20 protein-coding genes and 2 riboswitches are annotated in these 23,535 nt (G+C 40.3%); of the genes, 7 read left to right on the top strand and 13 right to left on the bottom strand.

Features of this window, described 5'->3' with window-relative positions:
• Nucleotides 1-6: 6 nt before the first annotated feature.
• Nucleotides 7-1,026: a phenylalanine--tRNA ligase subunit alpha gene (pheS, locus tag BUF11_RS13830; RefSeq protein ID WP_073589457.1), complete on the bottom strand. Its 1,020-nt coding sequence runs from the start codon at nt 1,024-1,026 to the stop codon at nt 7-9.
• A gap of 543 nt (nt 1,027-1,569) precedes the next feature.
• On the opposite strand from pheS, the gene BUF11_RS13820 reads away from it, so the two are divergent.
• The 4 genes from BUF11_RS13820 to BUF11_RS13805 all read left to right on the top strand — a co-directional run bounded on the left by BUF11_RS13820 (nt 1,570) and on the right by BUF11_RS13805 (nt 5,413).
• Nucleotides 1,570-2,583 (top strand): LytTR family transcriptional regulator DNA-binding domain-containing protein, encoded by a 1,014-nt coding sequence (locus BUF11_RS13820; protein ID WP_073589455.1) that lies wholly within the window; start codon nt 1,570-1,572, stop codon nt 2,581-2,583.
• 146 nt (nt 2,584-2,729) lie between these two features.
• The gene (locus tag BUF11_RS13815; protein ID WP_073589454.1) at nt 2,730-3,575 is read left to right on the top strand and encodes an ABC transporter ATP-binding protein; all 846 of its coding nucleotides are present in this window, start codon (nt 2,730-2,732) and stop codon (nt 3,573-3,575) included.
• Nucleotides 3,575-4,300, top strand: coding sequence for an ABC transporter permease (locus tag BUF11_RS13810; RefSeq protein ID WP_073589453.1), 726 nt, complete (start codon nt 3,575-3,577; stop codon nt 4,298-4,300). Before BUF11_RS13815 ends, BUF11_RS13810 begins: the two co-directional genes overlap by 1 nt.
• 159 nt (nt 4,301-4,459) lie before the next feature.
• Entirely contained in the window at nt 4,460-5,413 is a 954-nt protein-coding gene (locus BUF11_RS13805; protein WP_073589452.1) for a YihY/virulence factor BrkB family protein, read from the top strand.
• Nucleotides 5,414-5,416: 3 nt separating this feature from the next.
• Here the strand turns inward: BUF11_RS13805 and BUF11_RS13800 are convergent, their stop codons facing one another.
• The 8 genes from BUF11_RS13800 to dapA all read right to left on the bottom strand — a co-directional run bounded on the left by BUF11_RS13800 (nt 5,417) and on the right by dapA (nt 15,424).
• Nucleotides 5,417-7,807, bottom strand: coding sequence for a SpoIID/LytB domain-containing protein (locus tag BUF11_RS13800; protein ID WP_073589451.1), 2,391 nt, complete (start codon nt 7,805-7,807; stop codon nt 5,417-5,419).
• A gap of 203 nt (nt 7,808-8,010) precedes the next feature.
• Entirely contained in the window at nt 8,011-9,486 is a 1,476-nt protein-coding gene (locus BUF11_RS13795) for a DUF4340 domain-containing protein (protein ID WP_073589450.1), read from the bottom strand.
• Entirely contained in the window at nt 9,486-11,021 is a 1,536-nt protein-coding gene (locus BUF11_RS13790) for a GldG family protein (RefSeq protein WP_084558657.1), read from the bottom strand. Before BUF11_RS13790 ends, BUF11_RS13795 begins: the two co-directional genes overlap by 1 nt.
• Before the next feature lie 15 nt (nt 11,022-11,036).
• Nucleotides 11,037-11,900 carry an ABC transporter permease subunit gene (locus BUF11_RS13785; protein ID WP_073589449.1) on the bottom strand — a complete coding sequence of 288 codons (864 nt, stop codon included), beginning with the start codon at nt 11,898-11,900 and terminating at the stop codon, nt 11,037-11,039.
• A gap of 1 nt (nt 11,901) precedes the next feature.
• Nucleotides 11,902-12,963: an ABC transporter ATP-binding protein gene (locus tag BUF11_RS13780; protein WP_073589448.1), complete on the bottom strand. Its 1,062-nt coding sequence runs from the start codon at nt 12,961-12,963 to the stop codon at nt 11,902-11,904.
• A gap of 271 nt (nt 12,964-13,234) precedes the next feature.
• Entirely contained in the window at nt 13,235-13,336 is a 102-nt protein-coding gene (locus BUF11_RS25210; RefSeq protein WP_408606877.1) for a putative holin-like toxin, read from the bottom strand.
• 292 nt (nt 13,337-13,628) lie between these two features.
• Nucleotides 13,629-14,390, bottom strand: coding sequence for a 4-hydroxy-tetrahydrodipicolinate reductase (gene dapB / locus BUF11_RS13775; RefSeq protein ID WP_073589447.1), 762 nt, complete (start codon nt 14,388-14,390; stop codon nt 13,629-13,631).
• 143 nt (nt 14,391-14,533) lie between these two features.
• Complete coding sequence (gene dapA, locus BUF11_RS13770; RefSeq protein ID WP_073589446.1) at nt 14,534-15,424, bottom strand: 4-hydroxy-tetrahydrodipicolinate synthase; 891 nt, start codon at nt 15,422-15,424, stop codon at nt 14,534-14,536.
• A gap of 157 nt (nt 15,425-15,581) precedes the next feature.
• Nucleotides 15,582-15,758: riboswitch (Lysine riboswitch) on the bottom strand.
• Nucleotides 15,759-15,934: 176 nt separating this feature from the next.
• Nucleotides 15,935-16,034, top strand: a riboswitch (guanidine-I (ykkC/yxkD leader).
• A 149-nt stretch (nt 16,035-16,183) separates the two neighbouring features.
• On the opposite strand from dapA, the gene sugE reads away from it, so the two are divergent.
• Entirely contained in the window at nt 16,184-16,504 is a 321-nt protein-coding gene (gene sugE, locus BUF11_RS13765; RefSeq protein ID WP_073589445.1) for a quaternary ammonium compound efflux SMR transporter SugE, read from the top strand.
• Nucleotides 16,505-16,598: 94 nt separating this feature from the next.
• Here the strand turns inward: sugE and BUF11_RS13760 are convergent, their stop codons facing one another.
• The gene (locus tag BUF11_RS13760) at nt 16,599-17,231 is read right to left on the bottom strand and encodes a single-stranded DNA-binding protein (RefSeq protein ID WP_073589444.1); all 633 of its coding nucleotides are present in this window, start codon (nt 17,229-17,231) and stop codon (nt 16,599-16,601) included.
• A gap of 412 nt (nt 17,232-17,643) precedes the next feature.
• Here BUF11_RS13760 and typA point away from each other — a divergent pair, with 412 nt between their 5' ends.
• Both typA and BUF11_RS13750 read left to right on the top strand, forming a co-directional pair.
• Nucleotides 17,644-19,482, top strand: coding sequence for a translational GTPase TypA (gene typA, locus BUF11_RS13755; RefSeq protein WP_073589443.1), 1,839 nt, complete (start codon nt 17,644-17,646; stop codon nt 19,480-19,482).
• Between the two features lie 46 nt (nt 19,483-19,528).
• The gene (locus BUF11_RS13750) at nt 19,529-20,455 is read left to right on the top strand and encodes a DUF2156 domain-containing protein (RefSeq protein WP_073589442.1); all 927 of its coding nucleotides are present in this window, start codon (nt 19,529-19,531) and stop codon (nt 20,453-20,455) included.
• Nucleotides 20,456-20,569: 114 nt separating this feature from the next.
• Here the strand turns inward: BUF11_RS13750 and BUF11_RS13745 are convergent, their stop codons facing one another.
• From BUF11_RS13745 to BUF11_RS13735, 3 genes are all read right to left on the bottom strand, one after another.
• Nucleotides 20,570-21,358, bottom strand: coding sequence for a hypothetical protein (locus BUF11_RS13745; protein ID WP_073589441.1), 789 nt, complete (start codon nt 21,356-21,358; stop codon nt 20,570-20,572).
• A gap of 110 nt (nt 21,359-21,468) precedes the next feature.
• Entirely contained in the window at nt 21,469-22,590 is a 1,122-nt protein-coding gene (gene ytvI / locus BUF11_RS13740; protein ID WP_073589440.1) for a sporulation integral membrane protein YtvI, read from the bottom strand.
• Between the two features lie 182 nt (nt 22,591-22,772).
• Entirely contained in the window at nt 22,773-23,525 is a 753-nt protein-coding gene (locus BUF11_RS13735; protein ID WP_073589439.1) for an ABC transporter ATP-binding protein, read from the bottom strand.
• Nucleotides 23,526-23,535: the final 10 nt, after the last annotated feature.

The following is a 23,535-nucleotide window of genomic DNA, read 5'->3' as shown; positions in this document are numbered from 1 at the left end:
TTTTCCTTAGAACTGCTTTAAGAAGCGGATATCATTTTCATACAAGAGCCTCATATCATCTATTTCATATTTTAAGAGTGTGATACGCTCTAATCCCACACCAAAGGCAAAGCCTGTGTACTCATCAGGATCAATTCCGCTCATTTTAAGAACATTAGGATGAACCATACCACAGCCTAAGATTTCAATCCAGCCGGAGCCTTTACAGAAACGGCAGCCCTTACCGCCGCATTTAAAGCAGGTTACGTCCACTTCGGCACTTGGCTCTGTGAAGGGGAAATGATGGGGTCTGAACTTTACTTTGGTTTCTTCTCCAAAGAGCTGTTTTGCAAACTCCGCAAGAGTTCCCTTAAGGTCAGCAAAGGTAATATTCTTATCAATTACAAGTCCTTCTATCTGGTTAAAGCAGGGTGAATGGGTCGCATCCACTTCATCGGAACGGAATACTCTGCCTGGTGCAATCATACGGATAGGAAGATTTCCCTGTTCCATTACTCTTACCTGTACGGGAGAGGTCTGGGTTCTAAGAAGGAGGTTGCTGTTTACATAGAAGGTATCCTGCTCATCCTTGGCCGGATGGTTCGCGGGGATATTTAAAGCTTCAAAGTTGTAGTAGTCATACTCTATTTCCGGTCCTTCCACTACCTCATAGCCCATACCTACGAAGATTCTCTCTACTTCTTCCAGGGCAATGTTATTTGGATGGCGGTGCCCCATAAATTTCTTTCTGGCAGGAAGAGTAACGTCTATGGTTTCTCTTTTTATCTGCTCTTCCTTTATTTTCTGTACAAAGCCTTGCCTTGCTTCTTCTAATTTTTCTTCCAAAACAGTTCTTGCATCATTCACCATCTGACCCACCTTGGGTCTGTCTTCGGGAGCTACCTCCTTCATGGATTTTAATATCTCTGTAAGTTCTCCCTTTTTGCCCAGATAAGCTACCTTGATATCATTCAAGCTGTCAAGCTTCTCTGCTGACTTCATCTTTTCCAGTGCTTCATTTACGATTGCCTTTAATTTCTCCTGCATATCCTGTCTCCTTTCCATTTTCTTAAACTTACACGGACGCAAAAAAACCCCATCCCACAAGGGACGGAGTTATATCTTAATTTTAAGCTTTACCTTAAAATTGGAACCTTCCGCGGTACCACCCTAATTCCCGTATTTGAATTACAAAGTAATTATCTTTTTAATTACAGAGTAATTTTAATATCAGGCGCTTTAAGTAATGCGTAACGTGCACAAAACGTCATCCCCTACTAAATTTCAAGGATGCGGCTCCGGTGCGAATATCAATAATTATCTGAACTTAAGGAAGCTTTCAGCCGGTGACTTCCTCTCTCTGAAAGAAAATAACTATCTGGTCAGGATTATCTCCTGTCACCTTCATAGCCTTTGCGTATATATGTTATATATATTAGCACAATTTTCTTTCTTGTCAAGGCTGATTCTGAGTTTAATCCGGAGCTTCGTAAAAGTCTGCAAAAATGTCAATACTATTTTTTATCTTTTTACTTTATGCTATAATAAACAATTAAAAGGTTGTTTTAAAAAGGCAGGAAGGACAAGCACATGCTTACAATCAAAGATTTATATAAGGATAAAATGAACCAATCCTTAAAAGGCCTGACCTTTCAGGCAGAGAAGGGCAGCTCCATCAGTTTGGAGTGCAGCAACGAAACAAGTGCATTACTGGCAGATATTATACTTGGGAAAGAACTGCCTGCAAGAGGTGAGGTACTCATAGATTCCCTTACGCCAAAAGATTACTGCCGCAGGCACCCCGGCACTATCGGCGTCATATTTAAGGAAGATCCGCTTTATGAAAAAATGACTGTGGAAGGATATTTAAGCTTTTTCTATAAGCTTTTCAATTCTGATATGGATTACAGGGACGTAATGCAAAAGCTTGCCCTGTTAGATCTTGGTACTGTTATGATTAAAAACCTAAGTTATTCCCAGAAAAGAAGAATCAGCCTTGCAAGGGAAATCTTAAAGAATCCGGTGCTTTTTATCTTCCAGGAACCTATTTTAAATATGGACAGAGACGGCGCACGGCTGATCATTGAAAGCATCAAAGAGCTCTGCACCAAAGGCACCACCTTCCTGCTGACTTCCCTGCATTTAAAAGATGCTATTTTAGTCGGTGACAAGGCTTACCGTCTGGATGAAGACGGCTGTGTTGAAATCAATAACAACGAACTGCCCATAAGTGGCAGGATAACCGCAGACGAAGATAAAAAGACCTATACCATTGAAAAAATCCCCGCCAAAATCGAGGATAAAATCCTTCTCTTTGATCCCATGGAAATTGATTACATAGAGAGTGAAGACGGTTTCTCCTGCCTCTTTGTACGCGGCGAGAAGTTCCCCAGCAGTCTTTCCATGACCGAACTGGAGGAACGTTTAAAATACTTTGGTTTTTTCCGCAGCCACCGTTCTTATCTTGTAAATCTCCAAAGAGTCCGGGAAGTAATAACCTGGAGCAGAAACAGCTACAGCCTGAATCTGGATGACAAACCCAGGAGTTCCATCCCCTTATCCAAGGGAAGACTGGAGGAACTAAAGGATATTTTAAAGCTGTAAACCGCTCCTTTCAGAGTAAATTTTGCAGGTTTCAGGTATTAAAATGCTCCTTTCGGTGTTTTCGCGCTCCTTTTAACCCTGAAATATGGCAGCTCCTCCTTTTGTGAGGCATAATACGACCATGCGAAACGAAAGGAGCAAATAAAATGAGCTATATAATTGATTTGGAAAATGTCCAAAAGAATTTTCAGAAAAAAACCGCGCTAAAGAATCTGAATGCAAAAGTAGCGGAAGGTGAAATCTTCGGATTCTTAGGTCCCAGCGGAGCAGGTAAGACTACTACTATTAAATTACTCACCTCCCAGCTTCTCCCCTCTGCCGGCAGCGTTAAAGTATTTGGGAAAGAGGTATACTCCAATAAGAAGTCCCTTTATCAACAGATAGGTGTCCTAAGTGACAACAGCGGTCTCTATGACAGACTGTCCGTATGGGATAATTTAGCCCTGTATGCCAGACTTTTTGAAATTCCTGACAGCAGGATAACAGAGATTTTAGATAAGGTTGGCCTGACTGAAAGCCAAAAGACCGAGGCAAGAAAATTATCAAAGGGTATGAAACAGCGTCTGATGCTTGCCCGGGCAGTCCTTCACCGCCCAAGGCTTCTCTTTCTGGATGAGCCCACGGCTGCTCTGGACCCCGGAACCGCCCTTGAGATACACAAACTTCTTCTTAAGTTAAACAAAGAGGGAACCACCATCTTTCTGACTACTCACAATATGGAGGAAGCAGATAAGCTCTGCCACCGGGTCGCCTTCTTAAATGACGGTGAGATTGTTGAAACAGGTAATTCCGCCGAGCTTAAACTAAAGTATATAACAGATGATATTACCGTTATCCTGAAAGGAAACAATGAAAAAATCCATCTGAAGAATTCTCCGGAAACCGGAAGAAAACTAATGGATTGGATGAATAACGGCAGCCTGCTGTCAGTTCACACCATGGAGCCGTCTTTGGAAAAAATATTTCTTATGCTAACAGGGAGGGAATTATAATGAGTTTTTCAATAAAAAGAGTAAGAGCACTGACTATTAAAGAATTTAAAAGCTTTACCAAGAATTCAAATGTACTGCTTATGAGCCTGCTGCCTATCCTATTCAGTATCCTTTATACCTATATCTATGGCGGAAAAGCAGAAGATGTCCCCAAAACCGATATATTCATGTTATGCCTGAATATGAATCTTTCCATGGTAGCCAGCTTTGTTATCGGTATGCTAATTGCGGAAGAAAAAGAAAAAAACACTCTGCGCACCCTGCTCTTATCCGGCGTTTCCTCTATGGAATTCCTGACCGGCAAGGTAACGGTAACGCTGCTTATAACCGTAATAACAAATATTATTATGTTCTTTATTACCGGTATGGAAACACAGTATCTGGGATGGTTTTTATTCTTCTCCCTTTTGGTAATTATCAGTATGATAATCATTGGAGCCATTATCGGTATGATTTCTCCAAGCCAGATGTCCACCGGAGTAATCGGACTCCCTGTTATTATGCTGTTTCTTCTCATACCCATGCTGGCAGAGTATAACGACAATCTTAAAAAAGTCGCTAAATTTACACCCAATTACAACATGAATCTCTTATTAAAGCAGACATTCAAAGGAGAGGCTTTATCCTCAGCGGACCTGCCCGCCCTTGCAACCATCGCCGTCTGGATAGTGCTTACAGCCATCCTCTTTGCATTTACCTACAGCAAAATCGGCATTGATAAATGACCTTTCGCTGTGTCAATTTACTCCTTTACTTTCCTTTCCTTCCAGGAAGTGGTATAATGGGCATGACTTTTGTATAAAAGTATTATTTTGCCTGGAATGGACATATAATAAACTGTACATACAGTACCTTCTTTGAGGCAGCTAAACACGAGGTAACAGATGAATATCATTATATCCATTTATAAAATTATACGTGCTTTCGGACGGAAGGTGAAGGAGGATAATGTAGCCGCTTTCTCAGCTCAGGCGGCTTTTTTCGTAATTATCTCCTTCTTTCCTTTCTTTATGCTTTTTTTAACTTTGATACAGCACCTCTCCATAGACCAGAATGTATTTTTAAATGCCATAGACCATTTATTTCCCGACAGCATTGACGATATGGTTATTGGTATGGTAAATGAAATCTATACAAATGATTCCGGCACAATTATCTCTGTTACGGCTGCCGTATCCGCTCTTTGGGCAGCTTCCAGAGGAGTCCTTGGTATTGTCAAAGGGCTGAATGCGGTATATGGAATACGGGAGAGCAGAAATAACTTCCTGCTCCGTATCATTTCCGCCTTCTATACCCTTGCATTTTCCGTTATCCTGATTGTCAGTATTTTCATACTGGTATTCGGTAATCAGCTCTATCACTGGGTTATAGCAAAGATTCCTGTGCTTTCCCATTTAGCTCTGGTTATTATCAGTATCCGTACCATAGCAGGTCTTTTAATTCTGACTTCTTTCTTCCTTATGGTTTATATGGTGATTCCTAACCGCACCACGAAAATATACAAAGAATTCCCCGGTGCCCTGCTTGCAGCCGCAGGCTGGATGGGCTTTTCCTACCTGTATTCCTTTTATATTGACAATATGAGCAATTATTCCAGAACCTATGGAAGCCTCACCGCTATCGTACTTTTTATGCTGTGGTTTTACTTTATTATGCATATTCTCTTTATCGGAGGAGAAATCAATGTAGTATTGTCCTCCGGCGATTTGGTTTACTATATGCGGTACCTGCTCAAGCACAGGAAAGAGTTAAAGGCAGAATCTAAAACAACAAATCAGATATATACCCAGGAGCATTTAAAAAAGAAGCTTCCCACTGACAAGACCATAAAAAAATAATACTTAATAAATAAACCCAATGTTTATCCCCGTATAATAATGCTTTAGAATAATGTCAAAGGTTTTCCCGGAATCCGCCATTGCCTTGGCACCATTCTGGCTCATTCCTACTCCATGACCATAGCCGCCGCCTTTGATGGTAATACTGTTTTCCCCTTTATTGAAACAGATATAGGCACTGGGCAGAAGGTTTAAATCTTTCACTGTGCTGCCGTCTGCCCTCTTGATTTCCGAGGACACCGGTGCTAAGAGGCTTCGTATATTGTATTCGTTCCGTACGGATATGGTTGCCTTCGTACCGATCAGATACAGCTTTGAAACAATGCCGCTCTTTTCCCTGGCGGCTATTTTTATGTCCTTCAGCTCTCCGATAGAGCTAATGTCCCTGCTTTCAAAAACCGGATTATCTGACAGACTTCCTCCTGTCAGGGTAAGTATAAAGGAAGGATTTGCCGTATAACGGTTCCTAAGACTTTGGTTAATTGACGCAGTAAGTTCCTTCTTTGACACAGTAACGTTCCAGCGGTACCATGGAAATTCACTGTCGTAGGTACTGTAATCCGGTTTCTCTAAGAAGCTTCTGAACGCCGTTTCTGCAGAATAATCAACTGTATCCGGATGAAAAGAAGAAGCATACACTGCCTTTTGATTCACCAGGTCATATACTGCCTGGGCCTTTCCTGCAAGATAAGGAGCGGAAGTTTCCCCTGCCCATACATCGTTTAAGGAAGCCGTGTAACCCCAGGAAGTGGAAAAATAGTAGGTGTTAACCACATTTCCTTCATATTTCAGGACTTTTCCATAGGTATCTTTTACTGCCAGGATGGACTGTTCATTTTCCGGCAGATTATTATATACCTGGTAACTTACACTGTCGTCCACATGGGCTCCATACTCACTTAATCCCCCTGCCATGAGTTGATTATAGGCATAGCTTCTGGCACAGACCGCCTGGGCCTTTAGTGCCTCCATATTGTAGGAGGTTGGCATCTCACTTGGAACCACTGCATAGAGATATTCCTCTAAAGACAGTTCGTTCACAATGGTAAGTCCAGTTTCTTCCTTCGCTACCTCAATCGACCCTCTATATTTGGGATTTGCTCCGGAACGAAGGACGGACAGCAGGGTTATCTTCCCATTCTCCCCCTTGGTCTCTACCCGTATTCTGCCTTCCTTAAACAATTGGTTGCTTACCTTTATCGTAACCTTATCTCCTGCTTTATGTTTTTTCACTGTTTTACCGGCAGTTACAGTAAATTCCTTATTCGCCGTCAGCACCACTTTATCATGAAAGATACCGCTGTAATTATTCGTCTTAATCAATACCCTTATGTTTTCCGCCTTGATAGGTGCTGTGATTAAAGCCGCCGCTATCTTTCCGTTTGCCACTACAAATTCTGTAGTGCTGTAGCCTACCAGGATGCTGTTTGTTATCTCCATGGCAAGCTCGTCATAAATCTTATAGATCCGGTAATTATCCTCCAAAGATACCTTTCCATAACCCTGAATTTCAATGGTATTCTTCCCGGCGGAAAGCACTTTTCCGGTAATGGTATCCGGCTTCATAGTGATTTTTATAATCTTTTTGTCTTTTACCGTTATGTCACAGACAGCTTTTCCCATTTCCTCGGATAGAGGATACTCTGTTTGAAACTCCTTGGTTATTCCGTTAATGAAGGCCTTTACCGAGGTAGCTTTTCCCTCGATGATCCAAAGATTTGAAAGAACTGTTTCTTTATCTGAAATATCCTTGATATATACAATCTCATTCCCCTTCACCAGAGCCGTAACTCTGGTATCCATATAATCCTCTGCCTTAAAGGACTGTGAGGCCGCTTCTTTTTTCTCCTCCAGCTTGCCGTCCTGATAAAATTCCTGATAGCTTACGGCATCCTTACAGGTAATATCTCCCTGATCCGTAACCAGGATTTCTTTGCCGTCTTCCTCTTTATTTGCCAATATGTATAAATCCTGCTCCTTTACCGGTACAGTATCCTTTGGCAAGCTGTCCAGTACGGCATTGTAAAGATTTAAGAACTCCAGGGTAAGCATATCTTTGTCCGAATCTTGTGTAAGCAGCGGAAAGGACAGCTTATCCGTTATATCCTTTTCCTTAATATCCAGCGTCTTTGTAATAGCTTCAAGATAGGAGCGGGCTTTTCCGAAAGTAACTTTCTTTGCTGCCTCCTCTTTACCAGAGAGTTTGTCCTCCTCGATTCCCAGATAGGCAAGAAGTCTGACAGCCTCCTCTTCCCTTATAACTTCTCCCTCTCTTGAAGGTGTATCAACCTGAACTATTTTATTATCCGTTCCCAACTTCTTTATTACACTGCCTGCAAATATGATAATCAAGGCAGCTAAGCATATGCCTAACAGCCACAGCTTCTTTTTCATGTCTTACCCCATTCCTGTGTTGTTATCGCTTGTCTCGTTCCAAGCAAGCTTGTATTACATTATATACAGGTTGGACAGGATTATGTCAAACTCTTAATTGTTTTTAAGTAACGATACAATTGTAACCCAGTAATAGTATCTTAACAATAGTACTTTCGTAAAAAAAGGAGCTGCATTTTGCAGCTCCCTTTCTTTAAGTGATATTACTTTGTATTAAACGAATCCATAATAGACTTTATATCTCTTGCATCTACCAGAAAAAGCTCTGTTCCATTGATATCTGCAATGGCATAGTTCTCATCATAGGGCTTGAATTGTACGGCAAAAGGCGTATCTGTGGTATTAAGATGGAAGGTCATAGTGATATCCGGTGTTTCGTTCTTACCCTTTCCTAAGTCAGCCTCCGGAATTTCTCTTTCGGTCTTGGGGGTAATCACTACGGAATATATCGCTTTGAAAGCATCTTCATCAACTTCTTTATTGTCCACATAGTAAGTTACCGTTGTGGTATCTTTATCATTCTCTTTCTTTGTTTCCCGCTTAAGAGAAAGAGTGTGTGCAGTACCTCCGGAAACAATATCTATACTGTTGACATTATCAATATTGATAAGATTTGTATACTTATAGGTATTGCTGTAGGCATCTACTTTAACGATCTTTTCCACATTGGATTTGCTCATAACATTTACGGCAGCAGAATCCGGTGTCTTTACATAATAATCGCCGTCATCATTGGTTCCTCCGATTAGCAAAGTCAAACTCTTGCTGACCTTGGTGGCCTTGGTTGTATCCGTGCTGTCTGTACTTGCATCGGATGCCTGCTCTTCATAATAATCAATGGATAAGGTATAAGCAGGTTTATCCAGGCCGTATTTGCCTAAGTCAGCCGCCTTGTAATCCACACAGGAATCAAAGGTTAAAGCTGCATAGTTGCCAAACAAAGTGGTCATGCTGTCACTATCGGCTGCTACCGGTGTTGCATATGGTTTCTTGATAATATAGTCGCTAAAACCGGCATAATCATAGGGTGAATCCGGTTCATATGCCACTTCAAATTCTTTGCCGTCCTTTGGTGCTACAGCCAGACGGGTAATGTTTGCAGCAGTAATAGCCGGAAGTGTTTCCACCGTAATCATCTGTGAACTGGTATATGAAAAATAGCTGTTATAGGAAGCACTGACAACATAAACTGCATTATTTCCCTTTATTGCAGCGTAATATTCACCGCCCAGGGGAGTTTCGTTACCAACTGTTATCGTAATCTCCTTACCGTCAGTTGTGGTTGCGGTTGCGGTAATCGCCGGGTCACTAAGTCCATAGGCTGATAAATCATCAATACCTTCTGTCAGGGTATTCGTTGGCGTTATATCGGTAAAGAGTCCCTGCATGTTGTTAGCATATGTCTGGTTAACCGGAAAAGCAGGGTCGTCCTTGTCTTCCCATACTCCTTTGCCATTTAGGTTTAAGGTCATTTCAAGGTCTTTGTTTTTAAAATAGATTGTCTTAATGGAATCCTTATCCAGTGTAACAATTGCTTCGTTCTTATCTGCTGTGTCATTCTTTGAATCTTTCTTGTCACTGTTATACTTAGTCATCCAGAAATATACACCTAGCAAAAGAATCATTACAATGAGCAGCAGCAATAACCCTATATTCTTTTTGCGCTTACTGCCAGCCATTATTTCTTCCTCCTTCTAAGTACTACATATCCGCCGGATACAAGAACAAGGACGGGCAGTACAACTACGATTAAGATTGACCACAGGTTTGCTTTTGCCGCTGTTACATTCAGATACTGCTGTTCTGTACTTACCGTTCTTACTGCCAGAGTATCCTTTTTATCCGTAACATAGTTTACGGTATTTAAGAATAAATCCAGGTTTCCAAGAGAGGAGGTGGCAACCATACTTTCATCAATTAATGCGGAAGAACCGTATACAATCAGCTTGGTTTCTTTCTCATTGTATTTCTCTGTAATTGCAAGTCCAATATTGAAAGGTCCTTCAATGTCGCCTTTTTCCTTCCCCGCGTTGCTTGAGTTGACATCTGTCTTTGAGTATGCTTCATCGGAAGTGATAAGTAACGGTGTTGTTTCAATCGTGCTTCTTACAGAATCCGCTTCCTGAAGTCCTGAAGAATAGGGTGCTACAATATATATGTTAGCTGATTTTAAGGAAGAAGTAATATCATGGGATTCGATGTTTGGTACAATCCAATTAATATATTGCCCCATGTAATGATCCCTGCTGCCTTCTACTACAAATCCCGGTACCACGCTTACTCCGTAGTAATTTAAAAGACTGCTGAAATTGTCAAGGCTGGTTGCCTGATAATCTGTATATATAATTGCATGACCGCCATTTGACAGATAGTTCTTTATCAAAGTAACCTCATCAGGTGAGTAGTCCTTTTGAGGTACATTGATCAGAAGAACGGAACAATCCTCCGGTATACTTTCTGTGGTAAGGGTATTTAAAGATTTCTGGGTTACATTAATCTTTCCAAGAGCAGTCGTTATCGTGCTTGAAAGATCGGCCTCTCCATGTCCGGTTACCGTATACATAATGGGCAGATTATCTGTTGTTACATACTGGATGGCAGAGGTTACCTGACCCTCCACATCAATTCCTGTCTGGTAGGACTGGTAGGTCTGGTAATCAATCTGGCTGACAACCATGCTGCTGGAATCTACGTATTTTACACGCTTATTGGTGTTGTTAACAACCAGTACACTGTCATTGGTAACTTTATCGTCTACGTATTTTGATGCAAAGTTAGGATAAAGAAGAGGATCTTTATATTCTACCTTAATATGACTGGATATCCCGGGATATTTTTCAACTATCTGCTGTGTTGTCTTATTCTCCTGGCCTGTCTGTACCAGATAGTAGATAGTAATATCATCCTTAATCTTCTTCACATAATCTTTTGTAACACTGGTTAAGGTATATTTGTTGTCATTGGTAACATCAATCTTAAGATCTAACTGCGAGATAATAACATTTAATATAATTACGATAACAATTACAACCGCAGATACTGCTGTTGCATAGGCCCCGCCTCTAAATTTTCTGGAAGAGAAGGAAGCTGCGATTTTGTCCTTAATTCCCGGGGTTTTATTGTTCTCTTCCTGCAAATTCAGCTCTGTATTCTGATTTTGTTCTGTATCTGCATTGTTTTCAATGTTTGTATTATTTTCTTTTTGCTCACTCATTTACTCATCTCCTCCTTAATTCCATCTATGTTTCTTAATTGCCTGGACAGTTAAAAACAGGAAAATAAACACGACGCTGATATAATAAACAACGGAGGATAAATCCAACAATCCGCTTGTAAAAGTATCAAATCTTGCAATTACAGAGAACCATCCTAATACCTTGGTAAGAAGTCCGTCATACAAACCAGGCTTGATAACATAAATAACGGTGAGGGCTGCCTCTCCGATAACACCTGCCGTCAGAGCAACTGTCATATTGTGCATCATACTGTACAAAAGCCAGCAGATTAATAAAACCACGATAAAGAAAGCAATATAGCAGGTACGGTTGTCAGCCGGCAGAAAATTTACAAGACTGTCCATAAGTGCTGTAATCAGGATAACCACAAAGCTTACAACTGCGGATACCAGCTGGCTTTCTGTCAGAGAGGATATGAATAAACCGATTGAAATATAAGCTGCACCTAAAAGAGTAAATCCCAAAATAGTACCATAGGCGGTCTTTAAAGGCACACTTCCAAACTGCAATAAAATCAACGGATAAAAGCAAATGATAACCATTGCAATTAAGAATACGGTAAGTACTGCAAAATATTTACCGGAAATAATTTTACCAATGGATACCGGTGAAGTAAACAATAACTGGTCAGTCTTTTGTTTCCTATCTTCTGCCATCAGTCTCATGGTCAAAATCGGTACCAGCAAAATAAAGATAAAGGATACTCCGGAAAGCACATATTCAAAGTTCGCTACACGGTTCATCAAGTTATATACTGCATAATAAATACCTACGATAATCAGGAAAAATGCAATAAACACATATCCTGTCATAGATGTAAAATAGGATTTCAGTTCTTTCTTAAAAATAGCCAGCATCCTAATTCTCCTCCTTATGTTCAGATTCCTGATTATTTATTTCTTCGCCCAAAGCTGCAAGCTCTTCCTCGTTCTTTTGCTTACTTCTGCGGAAAAGCCTGTTTGAATTTTTAGAAACATGCACATTCTCTTTTTCCTGTGTCAGTTCAAGGAAGATATCTTCAAGGGACATCTTTGTGGAATGCATGTCATAGATAGGACACTTTGCATCACTTAAGGCATAAAATACCGCTTCTCTGATATCGCTCTCTTCTGCGCTGTAAGCAGAAAGCTTCACAATACCGCCCTTTGAACTCTTTTCAAATTCAAGCTTGGTGATTTCAGGTATGCTCTCAAGAGCCTTTTTAATATCTGCCTGCTCACCCTTTACTTCCAGATGAAGACCCTGGGAACCACCGATATGCTTGGAGAGATTATCCGGCGTATCGGATACGATCAGCCTTCCCTTATTAATAATCATAACCTTATCGCAGATTGCACTAACCTCGGAAAGGATGTGGGAGCTAAGGATAATCGTGTGGTCCTTGCTAAGTTCCTTGATCAGATCCCTGATTTCAATAATCTGCATGGGATCAAGCCCTACCGTAGGCTCATCTAAGATAATAACCTCCGGGAAGCCGATAATCGCCTGGGCAAGACCCACCCTTTGCTTGTATCCTTTTGACAGCTGCTTAATCAAACGCTCGGATACATCTGTAATCTTGGTCATCCTCATAATCCTGTCGATCATTTTTCTCTTTTCGTTCTTTTTTACAGACTTAATATCAGCTACAAAGTTTAAATACTCCCTCACTGTCATATCCTGATACAAGGGCGGAAGCTCCGGGAGATAGCCGATACATTTCTTAGCTTCCTCCGGTTCATCAAAAATATCATGACCGTTTATCGTAACGATTCCTTCCGTCGCTGATATATACCCTGTGAGAATATTCATTGTAGTAGATTTTCCTGCACCGTTAGGACCTAAGAATCCTAATATCTGTCCTTTTTCGAGAGTAAAGCTTAAGTCATCTACTGCAAGATGTTCCCCATACTTTTTCACCAGATGTTTAACTTCAATCAACCTTTTCTCCTCCTTATATGAAAGCTTTTTTTCTTTCCTTGGATATGTCCGCAAAGGTACAGCCTTTTCCGATGCAGACCAACAAGAACATGTTACTATTAGTTTGCGAAAAATTTGTGAACTTTTTCATCATTTTATGGAAAATTTTTAATATCTTGCATTTTTAAATAAAAGAGAGCATCCATTCTATAAAAGACGGATGCTCTCTAATGATTATGTGCGGGATTTGTAAGGTTCATATGCCTCCTGTTATATTCTCGTAGTTATTCTCCTAGTGTTTTTTTCGGTTGCTTTTGTTCTGCATGAAGCCAAACATAGCAATCAGCAGCATGCTAAATTGAATCATCAGAAACAAGGAATCGTAGGTGACCATTTACTCACCACCCTTCTTTCTTTTTTGTCTTTTCCATCTGCTCGTCGTCAGAAACTTGTTTCATGCTTTTCATGAAACTCCCCCTTTCAAAAGAATACCTCAAAGATAGTATTTATTGTTACAGTTACATTATATCAGGTTGGATATTTTTTACAATAGTTCATGCCTATTCTACATGTTTTTTGTCTATTCTATCATATGGGCTGCGCGTACCAAAAGCACGCATAAGCGGGATACCAGCACACTCTCCTCTGATATCCCGCTTATAGGAATATAATTTAGACATCTTTTTTTAGTTCGAAGCAAGAACATCCTGCATATTGTATAGTCCGGGTTCCCTCTCCTTAATAAATTTAGCAGCTGATATGGCACCCTTGGCTAAAATAGCCCGGGAATACGCAATGTGCTTTATCTCAATCACCTCATCAAGACCGGCAAATATTACTTCATGGTCTCCTACAATGCTGCCGCCCCTGACTGCAGATATTCCGATTTCCTTTTCATTTCGTTTTTCCCTTACCGCTGAACGGTCATATACATAATCATATTCTCCGCCTAACACTTCATTCATGGAATCTGCCAGTAAGAGTGCTGTTCCGGAGGGCGCATCCACCTTCTGGTTATGATGCTTTTCTACAATCTCAATATCAAAACCGCTTTCGCCAAGCATCTTAGCTGCCTCTTTTATCAGCTTAATCATAGTATTGATTCCCATGGACATATTCGCTGAACGAAGAATAGCAATGTTCTCTGACGCTTTCTTTACCAGGCTGATATCCTCCTCTGAAAGACCTGTTGTGCATAATACAAGGGGAGTTTTAGTACTGATGCAGTAATCAAGCATTTCCTTTAATCCAGCCGGGGAAGAGAAGTCTACAACCACATCCCCTTTTTCTTCTATCTTTAAAAAGGAATCATACACAGGATAAGGATTTTCAAAGCGGCTGCTTAAGTCAGTCCCCGCAATGATTTCTATTTCTCCATCACTCTTACAGAGCCTTGTGATTTCCTGACCCATGCGGCCATTACAGCCGCGCAAAATTATACGAACCATTTTAACCTCTTTTCTTTCACGTACCTTATATTTCTCTCTCCTGTTCCCATCCGGTAAAACAGGATAACAAGATATACTTATCTTAATTATATAATAAATTGCCGCTGTTTGCTATCCTTATTACCATATTTTCCAAGACGGAATCACACCAGTGTAATTTTCAAGTCCTTCATAGCCTTAATAAGCCTTTCGGTATTCGCTTCTTCCATCTCTGTTAAAGGACTTCTTAAACCGCCTACTTCAAAACCCATAAGATTCATGGCCTTCTTAACCGGTATGGGATTTACCTCACAAAAAAGTGCGTCAATCAAAGGTATCAGCCTTAACTGTTCCCGCAGGCTTTTCTTAACATCTCCCATTAAGAAATCAGCAACAATATTATGGGTTTCTCTGGGAAGAATATTAGATAAAACCGAGATAACTCCAATGCCTCCTAAGGAAAGCAGCGGTACCACCTGGTCATCATTTCCGGAATAAAGGTCAATGTCTCCCTGGGTGCAGTGCATTAATTCCACCACCTGCGAGATATTTCCACTGGCTTCCTTAATTCCCACAATGTTATCCACATCCTTATACAGCTGTGCTGCCGTAGCCGGCAAAAGATTGCAGCCTGTCCTGCCGGGTACATTATAGAGAATAACCGGCAAATCTACCGCCTTTGCTATCATGGTAAAATGCTGTATCAAACCTTTCTGCGTCGCCTTATTATAATAAGGTGTTACTAAAAGAAGCCCGTCTGCTCCTGCCTTTAACGCATCCTCTGAAAGCTCTATGGCAGTCTGGGTACAGTTGGAACCGGTACCGGCTATAACCGGAACTCTCTTTGCCACCTTATCCACCGTATAACGGATGCATTCCATATGTTCTTTTTCCGTAAGGGTAGAAGATTCTCCGGTAGTTCCGCAGATAATAATACTGTCCGTACCGTTCTCAATCTGGTAATCAATCAGTCCGCCTAACTTTTCGTAATTCACATTCAAATTTTCATCAAAGGGTGTTACAATCGCAACTCCCGCTCCTTTAAATATTGCCATGCAGGCACCTCCTAATTTTTGTCCTTTCGGACCTTAAGACTAACGCATTTTTCTTTTGGCAAAGAAATGTGTAAGTGAAATAAAAAAAAGCCGGCCCGTGAGCCGACACCAAAGAATCCCGAAAAATTCCTCCAACACTGGAGAAACAAACTATCATTCTTCAGGCAGCACTCCATCAAATTCCTGATGACAGTCATACAGCTCTTAACTGTATGCCCAATAAAGAAAAAGCAAAATTTCTCTTTATTTCGGCATTCTTTCCTTTCCACAGCATTCCTTTATGTTCTGCCATATCCTGCTATGTACTCTTAAAAAATGCGCCTCTACCAAAATCACGTTATGTTATTATATGTTATATTTGACACACCCCTATATTAACATTATGGTTTTTTAATGTCAATTACATTTTACTAAAGTTTGCAGCAAACACAGGAAATCTTAATCCACTATAAATGCCGGTCTTGACTTTGCTCCGATTCTTTTGTATCATAGATTCAGGTAAAATATATAGTTTAAGTTTTATAGGGTTCCGCAATACGGCAGTATTGGCCTGGTCCAAGATAAAACGCGCAGGTAACTGCGTTCACGGAAGGATAAAAGCCTGGGAGATATTTTTTAATATCATCCCGGGCTTTTTCTTTTACCCTATCCTCCATGCCTTTTCCAACGTTGTGTTTGAAAAATCTTGATTTTTCAAACTATTCCCCTCTATACTGACGGTCTTTCGTCAAAAATAAACCGTAATAAAAGGAGAAATTTATGAGATGGTTATACTTAATTATTGCAGGTATCTGTGAAGTGTGGTGGGCCGTGGGCCTAAAATATTCCCACGGGTTTACAAGGCTTTTTCCAAGTCTTTTAACCATTGCCGGAATGGTAGCAAGCTTTTATTTTCTGTCCCTGGCTTTAAAGACCCTGCCCTTAGGAACTGCCTATGCCATATGGACAGGTATCGGCACAATCGGCACTGCAATTCTTGGCATTTTACTGTTTAAGGAACCGGTGGATATCTTACGGATTGTGTGTATGGGTTTTATTTTAACCGGAATTATCGGCTTGAAGCTTGTATCCTCCCACTAATAAAGAAGCCTTGGAGGGAGAATCAGCAGCAAAACTTGCTGCCGATTCTCCCTCCCATGGCTCTCATAAATTTATGTCCAAAAGTCTTATCTTCTTAATATTCTTCCAAATATTCCAGCTTGCTTACGGATACTTCATAAGCAATACGCTTTTCAAAATCACTTTCATTTAATTTCTTCTGGTATTCCCTGCTTTGGATTCTGCCCCATACCTGAATATGTCCGCCAACTGCGAAGTTCTCGGCAAATCTTGCATTTCTTCCCCAACAGATGCAGGGTATGTAATCGGATTTTCCATAAGGTCTGTTAACTGCAAGTAAAATATCCGCAATTTCTCTTCCTAAGGGAGTTTTTCGATAAATAGGCTGCTTGCAGACGAAACCGTCTAAAAAAATGAAATTCGGGCGGATACCTTCCGTATCCTCATCACTTACCTTGATTTCCCTGGCAAATACGGATAAAACCAACCTGTTCTTGTTGTCCTCATGGCGGTTATAAGAACGGAACTGCCCGTTAACCTCCACATATTTGCCCTTTAAATCCGCTTTTACATCAATCAGCCTTTCCGATACCATAACAGGAATGTTATCATAGGAATTACTTAACCGGCTTACTGAAACCTCCAGAACGTAAAAGCCTTCCCCAAATACATCGTGACTGAATTCAAAATCAGTCATTACCTCGCCTGCAATACTTACTTGATTGTTATCAAATACTTTATCTGTCATTTCGTATGACTCCCTTCTCTTTACTCGTGTTCTGTACAATTTTAAATTGGTATCCCAATTGTATTGTCCTAACCTTCAAGATAAAATTATTCTCCATTACTATATGTATGCAAATTTTATTCACTCTAGAACTAAAATTTAAAAAAATTTCCAACTTTTTTATTAAAAACTTTTTTCTGGTAAGCAAAACGCTGAAAATAACAGCTTCAAAAGAAAGGCCTTGTAAATTCTCTGTAGTATGATACAATATTCAAGTTAGAGTGTTCTTTGCGTTTTTTAGAAATTATTGAACTTTTATAAATCTATATCATTTTATTGACATTATATTTTAATTATGACAATAAAATTGATTTCTGCCGCATCAGCAGCTTCTAATATACTATAGCTTTACTATTCAGGAAAGAGGATTAATATGCGTATCAAAAGAGAAGATATCAGAAACATCGCAATCATAGCCCACGTAGACCATGGCAAAACTACCCTTGTTGATGAGCTTTTAAAACAAAGCGGAGTATTCCGTTCCAATCAGACAGTGCAAGAAAGAGTCATGGACTCCAATGATATTGAAAGAGAACGCGGTATTACTATTCTTTCTAAGAATACTGCTGTTTTTTATGGAGGCGTAAAAATCAACATCATCGATACTCCCGGACATGCAGACTTTGGCGGCGAAGTAGAACGTGTTCTTAAGATGGTAAATGGTGTAGTCTTGGTAGTGGATGCCTTTGAAGGCCCCATGCCGCAGACGAAATTCGTATTAAAGAAAGCACTTGAACTTAATCTGCCGGTTATTGTCTGCATTAATAAAATAGACCGTCCGGAAGCCAGACCCAAGGAAGTTATTGATGAAGTACTTGAACTCTTCATTGAACTGGATGCCAGCGAGGATCAGCTTGATTGTCCTTTTGTATTTGCTTCTGCAAAATCCGGTGTTGCAATTTTAGAACTTGAGGAATCTCCTGAGAATATGAAACCTCTCTTCGAGACAATAATAGACTATATACCCGCCCCGGAAGGAGATCCGGAGGAAAGCACCCAGGTGCTTATCAGTACCATTGATTACAACGAATATGTAGGCCGTATCGGTGTCGGTAAGGTTGACAATGGTGTTATTAAGGTAAATCAGGATGTTGTCTTACTCAACGCCCATGATCCCGAAAAATGCCAGAAGGTTAAAATCAGCAAGCTCTATGAATTTGAAGGGCTTAAGAAAGTTGAGATTAATGAAGCTTCCGTTGGTTCCATCGTAGCTATTTCCGGCATTGCAGGCATTCATATCGGTGATACCCTCTGCTCCCCTGAGAACCCCGTTCCCATTCTTTTTCAGAAGATTTCAGAACCCACCATTGCCATGCACTTTATTGTAAATGACAGCCCTCTGGCAGGCCAGGAGGGTAAATATATAACCTCCAGGCATTTAAGAGACCGCTTATTCCGAGAATTAAATACCGATGTCAGCCTTCGTGTCGAAGAAACCGACACCACAGAAATCTTTAAGGTATCCGGCAGGGGTGAGCTTCATTTATCCGTTTTAATTGAAAATATGCGCAGAGAAGGTTATGAATTTGCTGTCAGCAAGGCAGAAGTACTCTACCGCTATGATGAAAAGGGCCATCAGCTGGAGCCTATGGAACGTGCAATTATTGATGTCCCCGATGAATTTACCGGAACTGTTATTGATAAACTAAGCCAACGTAAAGGTGAACTGCAGGGAATGTCAAACGGCAACGGCGGTTATTCCAGACTGGAATTTATCATTCCTTCCAGAGGACTCATCGGTTACAGAGGCGAATTTTTAACAGATACCAAGGGTAACGGTATCATAAACACATTATTTGAAGGTTATGGTCCGTATAAGGGAGATATCCAGTACAGAAAGCAGGGTTCCCTGATTGCATATGAATCAGGAGAAGCCATTACTTATGGACTCTTTAATGCCCAGGAACGCGGTACTCTCTTTATATCTGCCGGTGTTAAGGTATACTCCGGCATGGTAGTCGGACAGAATGGCAAGGCAGAGGATATTGAAGTAAATGTCTGCAAGAAGAAGCAATTGACCAATACCCGTTCTTCCAACGCTGACGAATCCCTGAAATTAGTTACTCCTAAAAACTTAAGTCTTGAACAGGCTCTTGAGTTCATTGATACCGACGAACTTTTAGAGGTTACTCCGCAAAATTTACGAATAAGAAAGAAAATCTTAGACCCTACTCTTAGAATGAGAGCAAAACGTAATTCACAAGGTAAATAACTGCCACATCTGCAAAAGGCAGTCATGCCTTACAGGAGAAAAAGATATGGGAATCGAATTAAAAAAGTTAACAATTGCAGATTGTCTTAGCTTAGAGTCCTATTCTGCGTTAAGACCCGTTTATATGTCTGAACGGCAGCCGGTAAACCAGTTTATTTGGGAAGAATTTTATGATACCCACTATTACCGGAATGATACTTACATGGCGTGTGTAATTAAGGCTAAAGATGTCTTTAGTCCTATGATGCCCCTTTGTAAGGCAGAAGATATTCCTGCCGTTTTTTCAGAAATAAAAACCCATTGGAATAAGGTATTTAACCAGCCCTTAAACATGTATCTGGTAGATGAGGCCTTTCTTTCTGTGCTTCGCACCATCCCCGGCTTTGAAGAGGAATTCACCGTAGAGGACTGCCGGGAAAATTACGATTATATTTATGATGCCGGAAAATTAAGAACCCTTAGCGGTAAGGCCTACCACAAAAAGAAGAACCATTTGAATTCTTTCCTGAAAGCCTACGAGGGCAGATACGAATTCAGAACTCTGGACTGCTCTAATGTAGCTGAAATAGAGGAATTCCATGACAGGTGGCTGGATAACAGAGACTATGAGGATAAGCACGGCAGTATGAGAAGCGAAGAAAACGGCATTCACCGGCTATTCAAATACTGCGGCTTTGTAGACTGCCAGATTGGCGGAGTATATATTGACGGTAAGATGGAAGCTTATTCTATCGGAAGCTACGCACCTGAGATTAAATGTGCCTTTATCCATATCGAAAAAGCTAATATTAATATTCCCGGCCTGTATAACTACATTAACCAGCAATTCCTTATACACTCCTTTCCGGAAGCAGAAATTGTAAACAGAGAAGATGACCTGGGACAGGAAGGGCTTAGAAAATCAAAATTATCTTATCAGCCTATCCGTCTAGAAGCAAAATACCATCTTTATCAACAAAATATAAAGCTGTGATACCCTCTAAGGTTCACTGTCCAGAACAAAGAATCCCGCAATGGGACGCAATTTCCTATTGCATAAAGAAGGGATTGCTGCAAAGCCTGAAACCTGCAGCAATCCCTTCTTTTGCTATATTCCCCTTAAATCAAAAAATCTGCTGTCGGGGTACTTATGTATATCATTGAGACCCCTTATTCCATAAAGTGCTAAAATGTCCTTAAACTGGCTTTTTATTAAATCCTTTGATATAATTCTCCTGCCGTCCTTATCTCTGGAAACCCGGTAATTGGACTTCTCAAAAGCAGAAAGCGCTTTAAGTGTCTTAGGGCCATACCAGCAGAACGTATCAAGAATCTTATTAATCAAATTCTTTTCCGTTTCTGTCAGACGGTTAATAGGGACTTCCAATAGATTAACCCCATGCTTTTTCATACTGTTATATAAACTTATGTAGGGAGCATTTTCCGTATTTACATTAAAATCATCCTCAAACAGCTCCCTGTCAAACAATGCCATAGAAAAACCCTGCGAATAATATAATAGCCACTGAGTATACCCCGGTGATAAATCCCCCTGGGTGTAATATATCATATACTGGGCTATCAGGTTGATTTTACGCTCTGTCATTTTCTCCAAAACCGCCTGCATTGTTTTACGGTAGGCAACATTTGTCAGGTTATCCTTATTCTCCAACAACAGTTCGTAATAATAAATGGGATCTTCTACTATGCTCTTTAGCTTGTTTGAATACTCCGCAGTAGGGATATCTCCCTCTATATATCTTATTATTGTGGTCTCACCCCACCCTAATAATTTTGCCAGAGGTTTCTTGCCGATGCGAAAGTCTTTTAAAATCGTTTGGATTTCTTTAGCGGTTACGATAATATTTTCCTGACTAAGCACTTTGTTCTCACACATAGCTTTATCCCCTTTCGTATAATGATATCCCAGGTTTTTGTCTCTATTTAGTTCTAATATTACTATATATAAAGATATAAACTAGGTCAATAGTCTTTTTCCATTTTTTCCTACAGTTTTCGAAACTCATTGATGTCATGGATTATTATCTTAAAGCCCTTGATGACTCCGTCAAACATTCCGGCCTTATAAAAATTCACCAGCACCATCCCGATAGGGATACCGATGATTATTCCTAATACCCCCAACAGACGGTAACCTATAAACATAAATACAAGGGTAGAAAAAGGACTGATACCGATGCTGTCCCCTACCATTTTAGGCTGGAGCACCTGCTTTACTATGGTACACACCAAATAAACAATTATAAGCATTGCTGACTTAAAATAATTTCCCGTTAATATCTCCACCAGAGCCCACGGCCACATAACTGCGCCTGTCCCAAAAAAGGGAAGGAAATCAAGAAAGGCAATCAAGAGCGCAAATAAAAAGGAGTACTTAACGTCTATAATTTCAAGGCCTACAAATAGTATTACCGTGAGTACCAGCATAATCTTAAACTGCGCTTTAAAATATCCGCCGACTGCCGCCTTAAAATTAGAGACAATCAAATTATAGCTCTTTAGTAAAGGTGCAGGCGTCATGCGGTGAACAGTTGCTGCCAGGTTGTCTCTTTCTGCAATGAAAAAATAGGCTGACATAATGGTCACAATAGCATACAGGATGATATCCATTAAATTCTTTGCATAATATCCCGCATCACTGATATCAAAATTACTGCTGTCTGCCACAATTTTGGAAGCATATTCTGTTATATTGTTTCCGACCTCATCCAGCTTTACTGTAATTCCAACAGGAAGCTTATCATAGATGCTTGAAAGCTTCAGGGATATGGTTTGAAATTGTGTCTCCATACTCTTGTAAATATTAGGGAAATCCCGTATCAAATTACTGAACTCATTTATCAGAACACTGATCAAAGCATACATCACGCCTACAACTGCACCGATTACCAGTACAATAATAATTGCCGAACTGTGCTTCCGCAAAATCTTAACTCTCTTTTCCAGAAACTTAACAAGGGGATTTGCAATTACAGACACAATAAATCCTATTACAAAAGGCATAAAGAATCGAAGCAGCTTTGGCACCAAAAAGATAACCGCCAGTACCCCAAGAATAAACAGCAGCATATTAACCAGAATCTTTATATAGACCAAAATTTTTTTCATTTATTCAACTCCAATAATTCATATTCTTGTAGGTATGGATTCAACATTGGTTTAATCAATTGCTTATAGTCTATATTATAACTATTTTCTTTTATCTGTAAATATAGTTTCGCAAATTAAGGTGTTAAATTGGCAAAAAATTACCGGCAGATACCTGTTATCAGATATCTGCCGGTCAAAGACTATTCCTGTTCATTCTGTTTTAATGTCATACCGATATGTTTTTTATAGCGGATAAATTCCTCACTCACCAGGAATTCCTCACCTCTGGGCTTTTTAGCATCTATCCTGATTTCTTCCGATATATGCCCGGGCTTTCCTGTCATAATGTATATCCTGTCGGAAAGAAGAATCGCTTCATCAATATCATGGGTAATAAAAAGGGTGGACAGCTTAATATTTTCCATAACCTGAAGGTACCATTGGTGCAGATTACTTTTTGTTATGGTGTCAAGTGCACTGAAGGGTTCATCCAAAAGTGCGACCTGGTCCGAAAATAAGTAAGTTCTAAGAAGCGCCGCCCTCTGCCTCATTCCTCCCGAAAGCTGCTTGGGATACTTGTTTTCAGTACCAGAGAGGCCAAACTCTTCGAAATACGAGGAAGCCGTCTTTCTTGCCTCCTTTTTTTTCTTTCCCTTAATAACCAGGGGCAGGGCTACGTTATCAACGATGGTTTTGAAAGGAAGCAGCATATCCTTTTGCAGCATATAGCTAAGCTTGCCTGTTTTACCCGTGATATCCTCTTCGTCCATGGTTATCGTTCCCGAATCAGGCCTTAAAAGACCGGAGAGTACATTAAAAAGTGTGCTTTTTCCCACACCGCTTACACCAAGAAGGCTTACGATTTCTCCCTTGTTAAGCTCTATGGATATACCCTCAATTATCTTCGTCGCCCCATAGCTGACACTAATATTACTTGCTGTTAATTTGTTCATTCCACTTCCC

This window comes from Anaerocolumna xylanovorans DSM 12503 (assembly GCF_900143645.1).
GTDB lineage: Bacteria > Bacillota > Clostridia > Lachnospirales > Lachnospiraceae > Anaerocolumna > Anaerocolumna xylanovorans.
This window is presented reverse-complemented; position numbering and strand designations above follow the sequence as displayed.

What these genes read in the sequence shown, in the direction of transcription:
- BUF11_RS13800 (WP_073589451.1), bottom strand. Translation starts at nt 7,807, where the DNA reads ATGAAAAAGAAGCTGTGGCTGTTAGGCATATGCTTAGCTGCCTTGATT.
- dapB (WP_073589447.1), bottom strand. Translation starts at nt 14,390, where the DNA reads ATGGTTCGTATAATTTTGCGCGGCTGTAATGGCCGCATGGGTCAGGAA.
- BUF11_RS13735 (WP_073589439.1), bottom strand. Translation starts at nt 23,525, where the DNA reads ATGAACAAATTAACAGCAAGTAATATTAGTGTCAGCTATGGGGCGACG.
- BUF11_RS13815 (WP_073589454.1), top strand. Translation starts at nt 2,730, where the DNA reads ATGAGCTATATAATTGATTTGGAAAATGTCCAAAAGAATTTTCAGAAA.
- BUF11_RS13760 (WP_073589444.1), bottom strand. Translation starts at nt 17,231, where the DNA reads ATGACAGATAAAGTATTTGATAACAATCAAGTAAGTATTGCAGGCGAG.
- BUF11_RS13790 (WP_084558657.1), bottom strand. Translation starts at nt 11,021, where the DNA reads ATGAGTGAGCAAAAAGAAAATAATACAAACATTGAAAACAATGCAGAT.
- BUF11_RS13795 (WP_073589450.1), bottom strand. Translation starts at nt 9,486, where the DNA reads ATGGCTGGCAGTAAGCGCAAAAAGAATATAGGGTTATTGCTGCTGCTC.
- BUF11_RS25210 (WP_408606877.1), bottom strand. Translation starts at nt 13,336, where the DNA reads ATGGTCACCTACGATTCCTTGTTTCTGATGATTCAATTTAGCATGCTG.
- pheS (WP_073589457.1), bottom strand. Translation starts at nt 1,026, where the DNA reads ATGCAGGAGAAATTAAAGGCAATCGTAAATGAAGCACTGGAAAAGATG.
- BUF11_RS13805 (WP_073589452.1), top strand. Translation starts at nt 4,460, where the DNA reads ATGAATATCATTATATCCATTTATAAAATTATACGTGCTTTCGGACGG.
- BUF11_RS13750 (WP_073589442.1), top strand. Translation starts at nt 19,529, where the DNA reads ATGGGAATCGAATTAAAAAAGTTAACAATTGCAGATTGTCTTAGCTTA.
- dapA (WP_073589446.1), bottom strand. Translation starts at nt 15,424, where the DNA reads ATGGCAATATTTAAAGGAGCGGGAGTTGCGATTGTAACACCCTTTGAT.
- ytvI (WP_073589440.1), bottom strand. Translation starts at nt 22,590, where the DNA reads ATGAAAAAAATTTTGGTCTATATAAAGATTCTGGTTAATATGCTGCTG.
- BUF11_RS13745 (WP_073589441.1), bottom strand. Translation starts at nt 21,358, where the DNA reads ATGTGTGAGAACAAAGTGCTTAGTCAGGAAAATATTATCGTAACCGCT.
- BUF11_RS13820 (WP_073589455.1), top strand. Translation starts at nt 1,570, where the DNA reads ATGCTTACAATCAAAGATTTATATAAGGATAAAATGAACCAATCCTTA.
- sugE (WP_073589445.1), top strand. Translation starts at nt 16,184, where the DNA reads ATGAGATGGTTATACTTAATTATTGCAGGTATCTGTGAAGTGTGGTGG.
- BUF11_RS13810 (WP_073589453.1), top strand. Translation starts at nt 3,575, where the DNA reads ATGAGTTTTTCAATAAAAAGAGTAAGAGCACTGACTATTAAAGAATTT.
- BUF11_RS13785 (WP_073589449.1), bottom strand. Translation starts at nt 11,900, where the DNA reads ATGCTGGCTATTTTTAAGAAAGAACTGAAATCCTATTTTACATCTATG.
- typA (WP_073589443.1), top strand. Translation starts at nt 17,644, where the DNA reads ATGCGTATCAAAAGAGAAGATATCAGAAACATCGCAATCATAGCCCAC.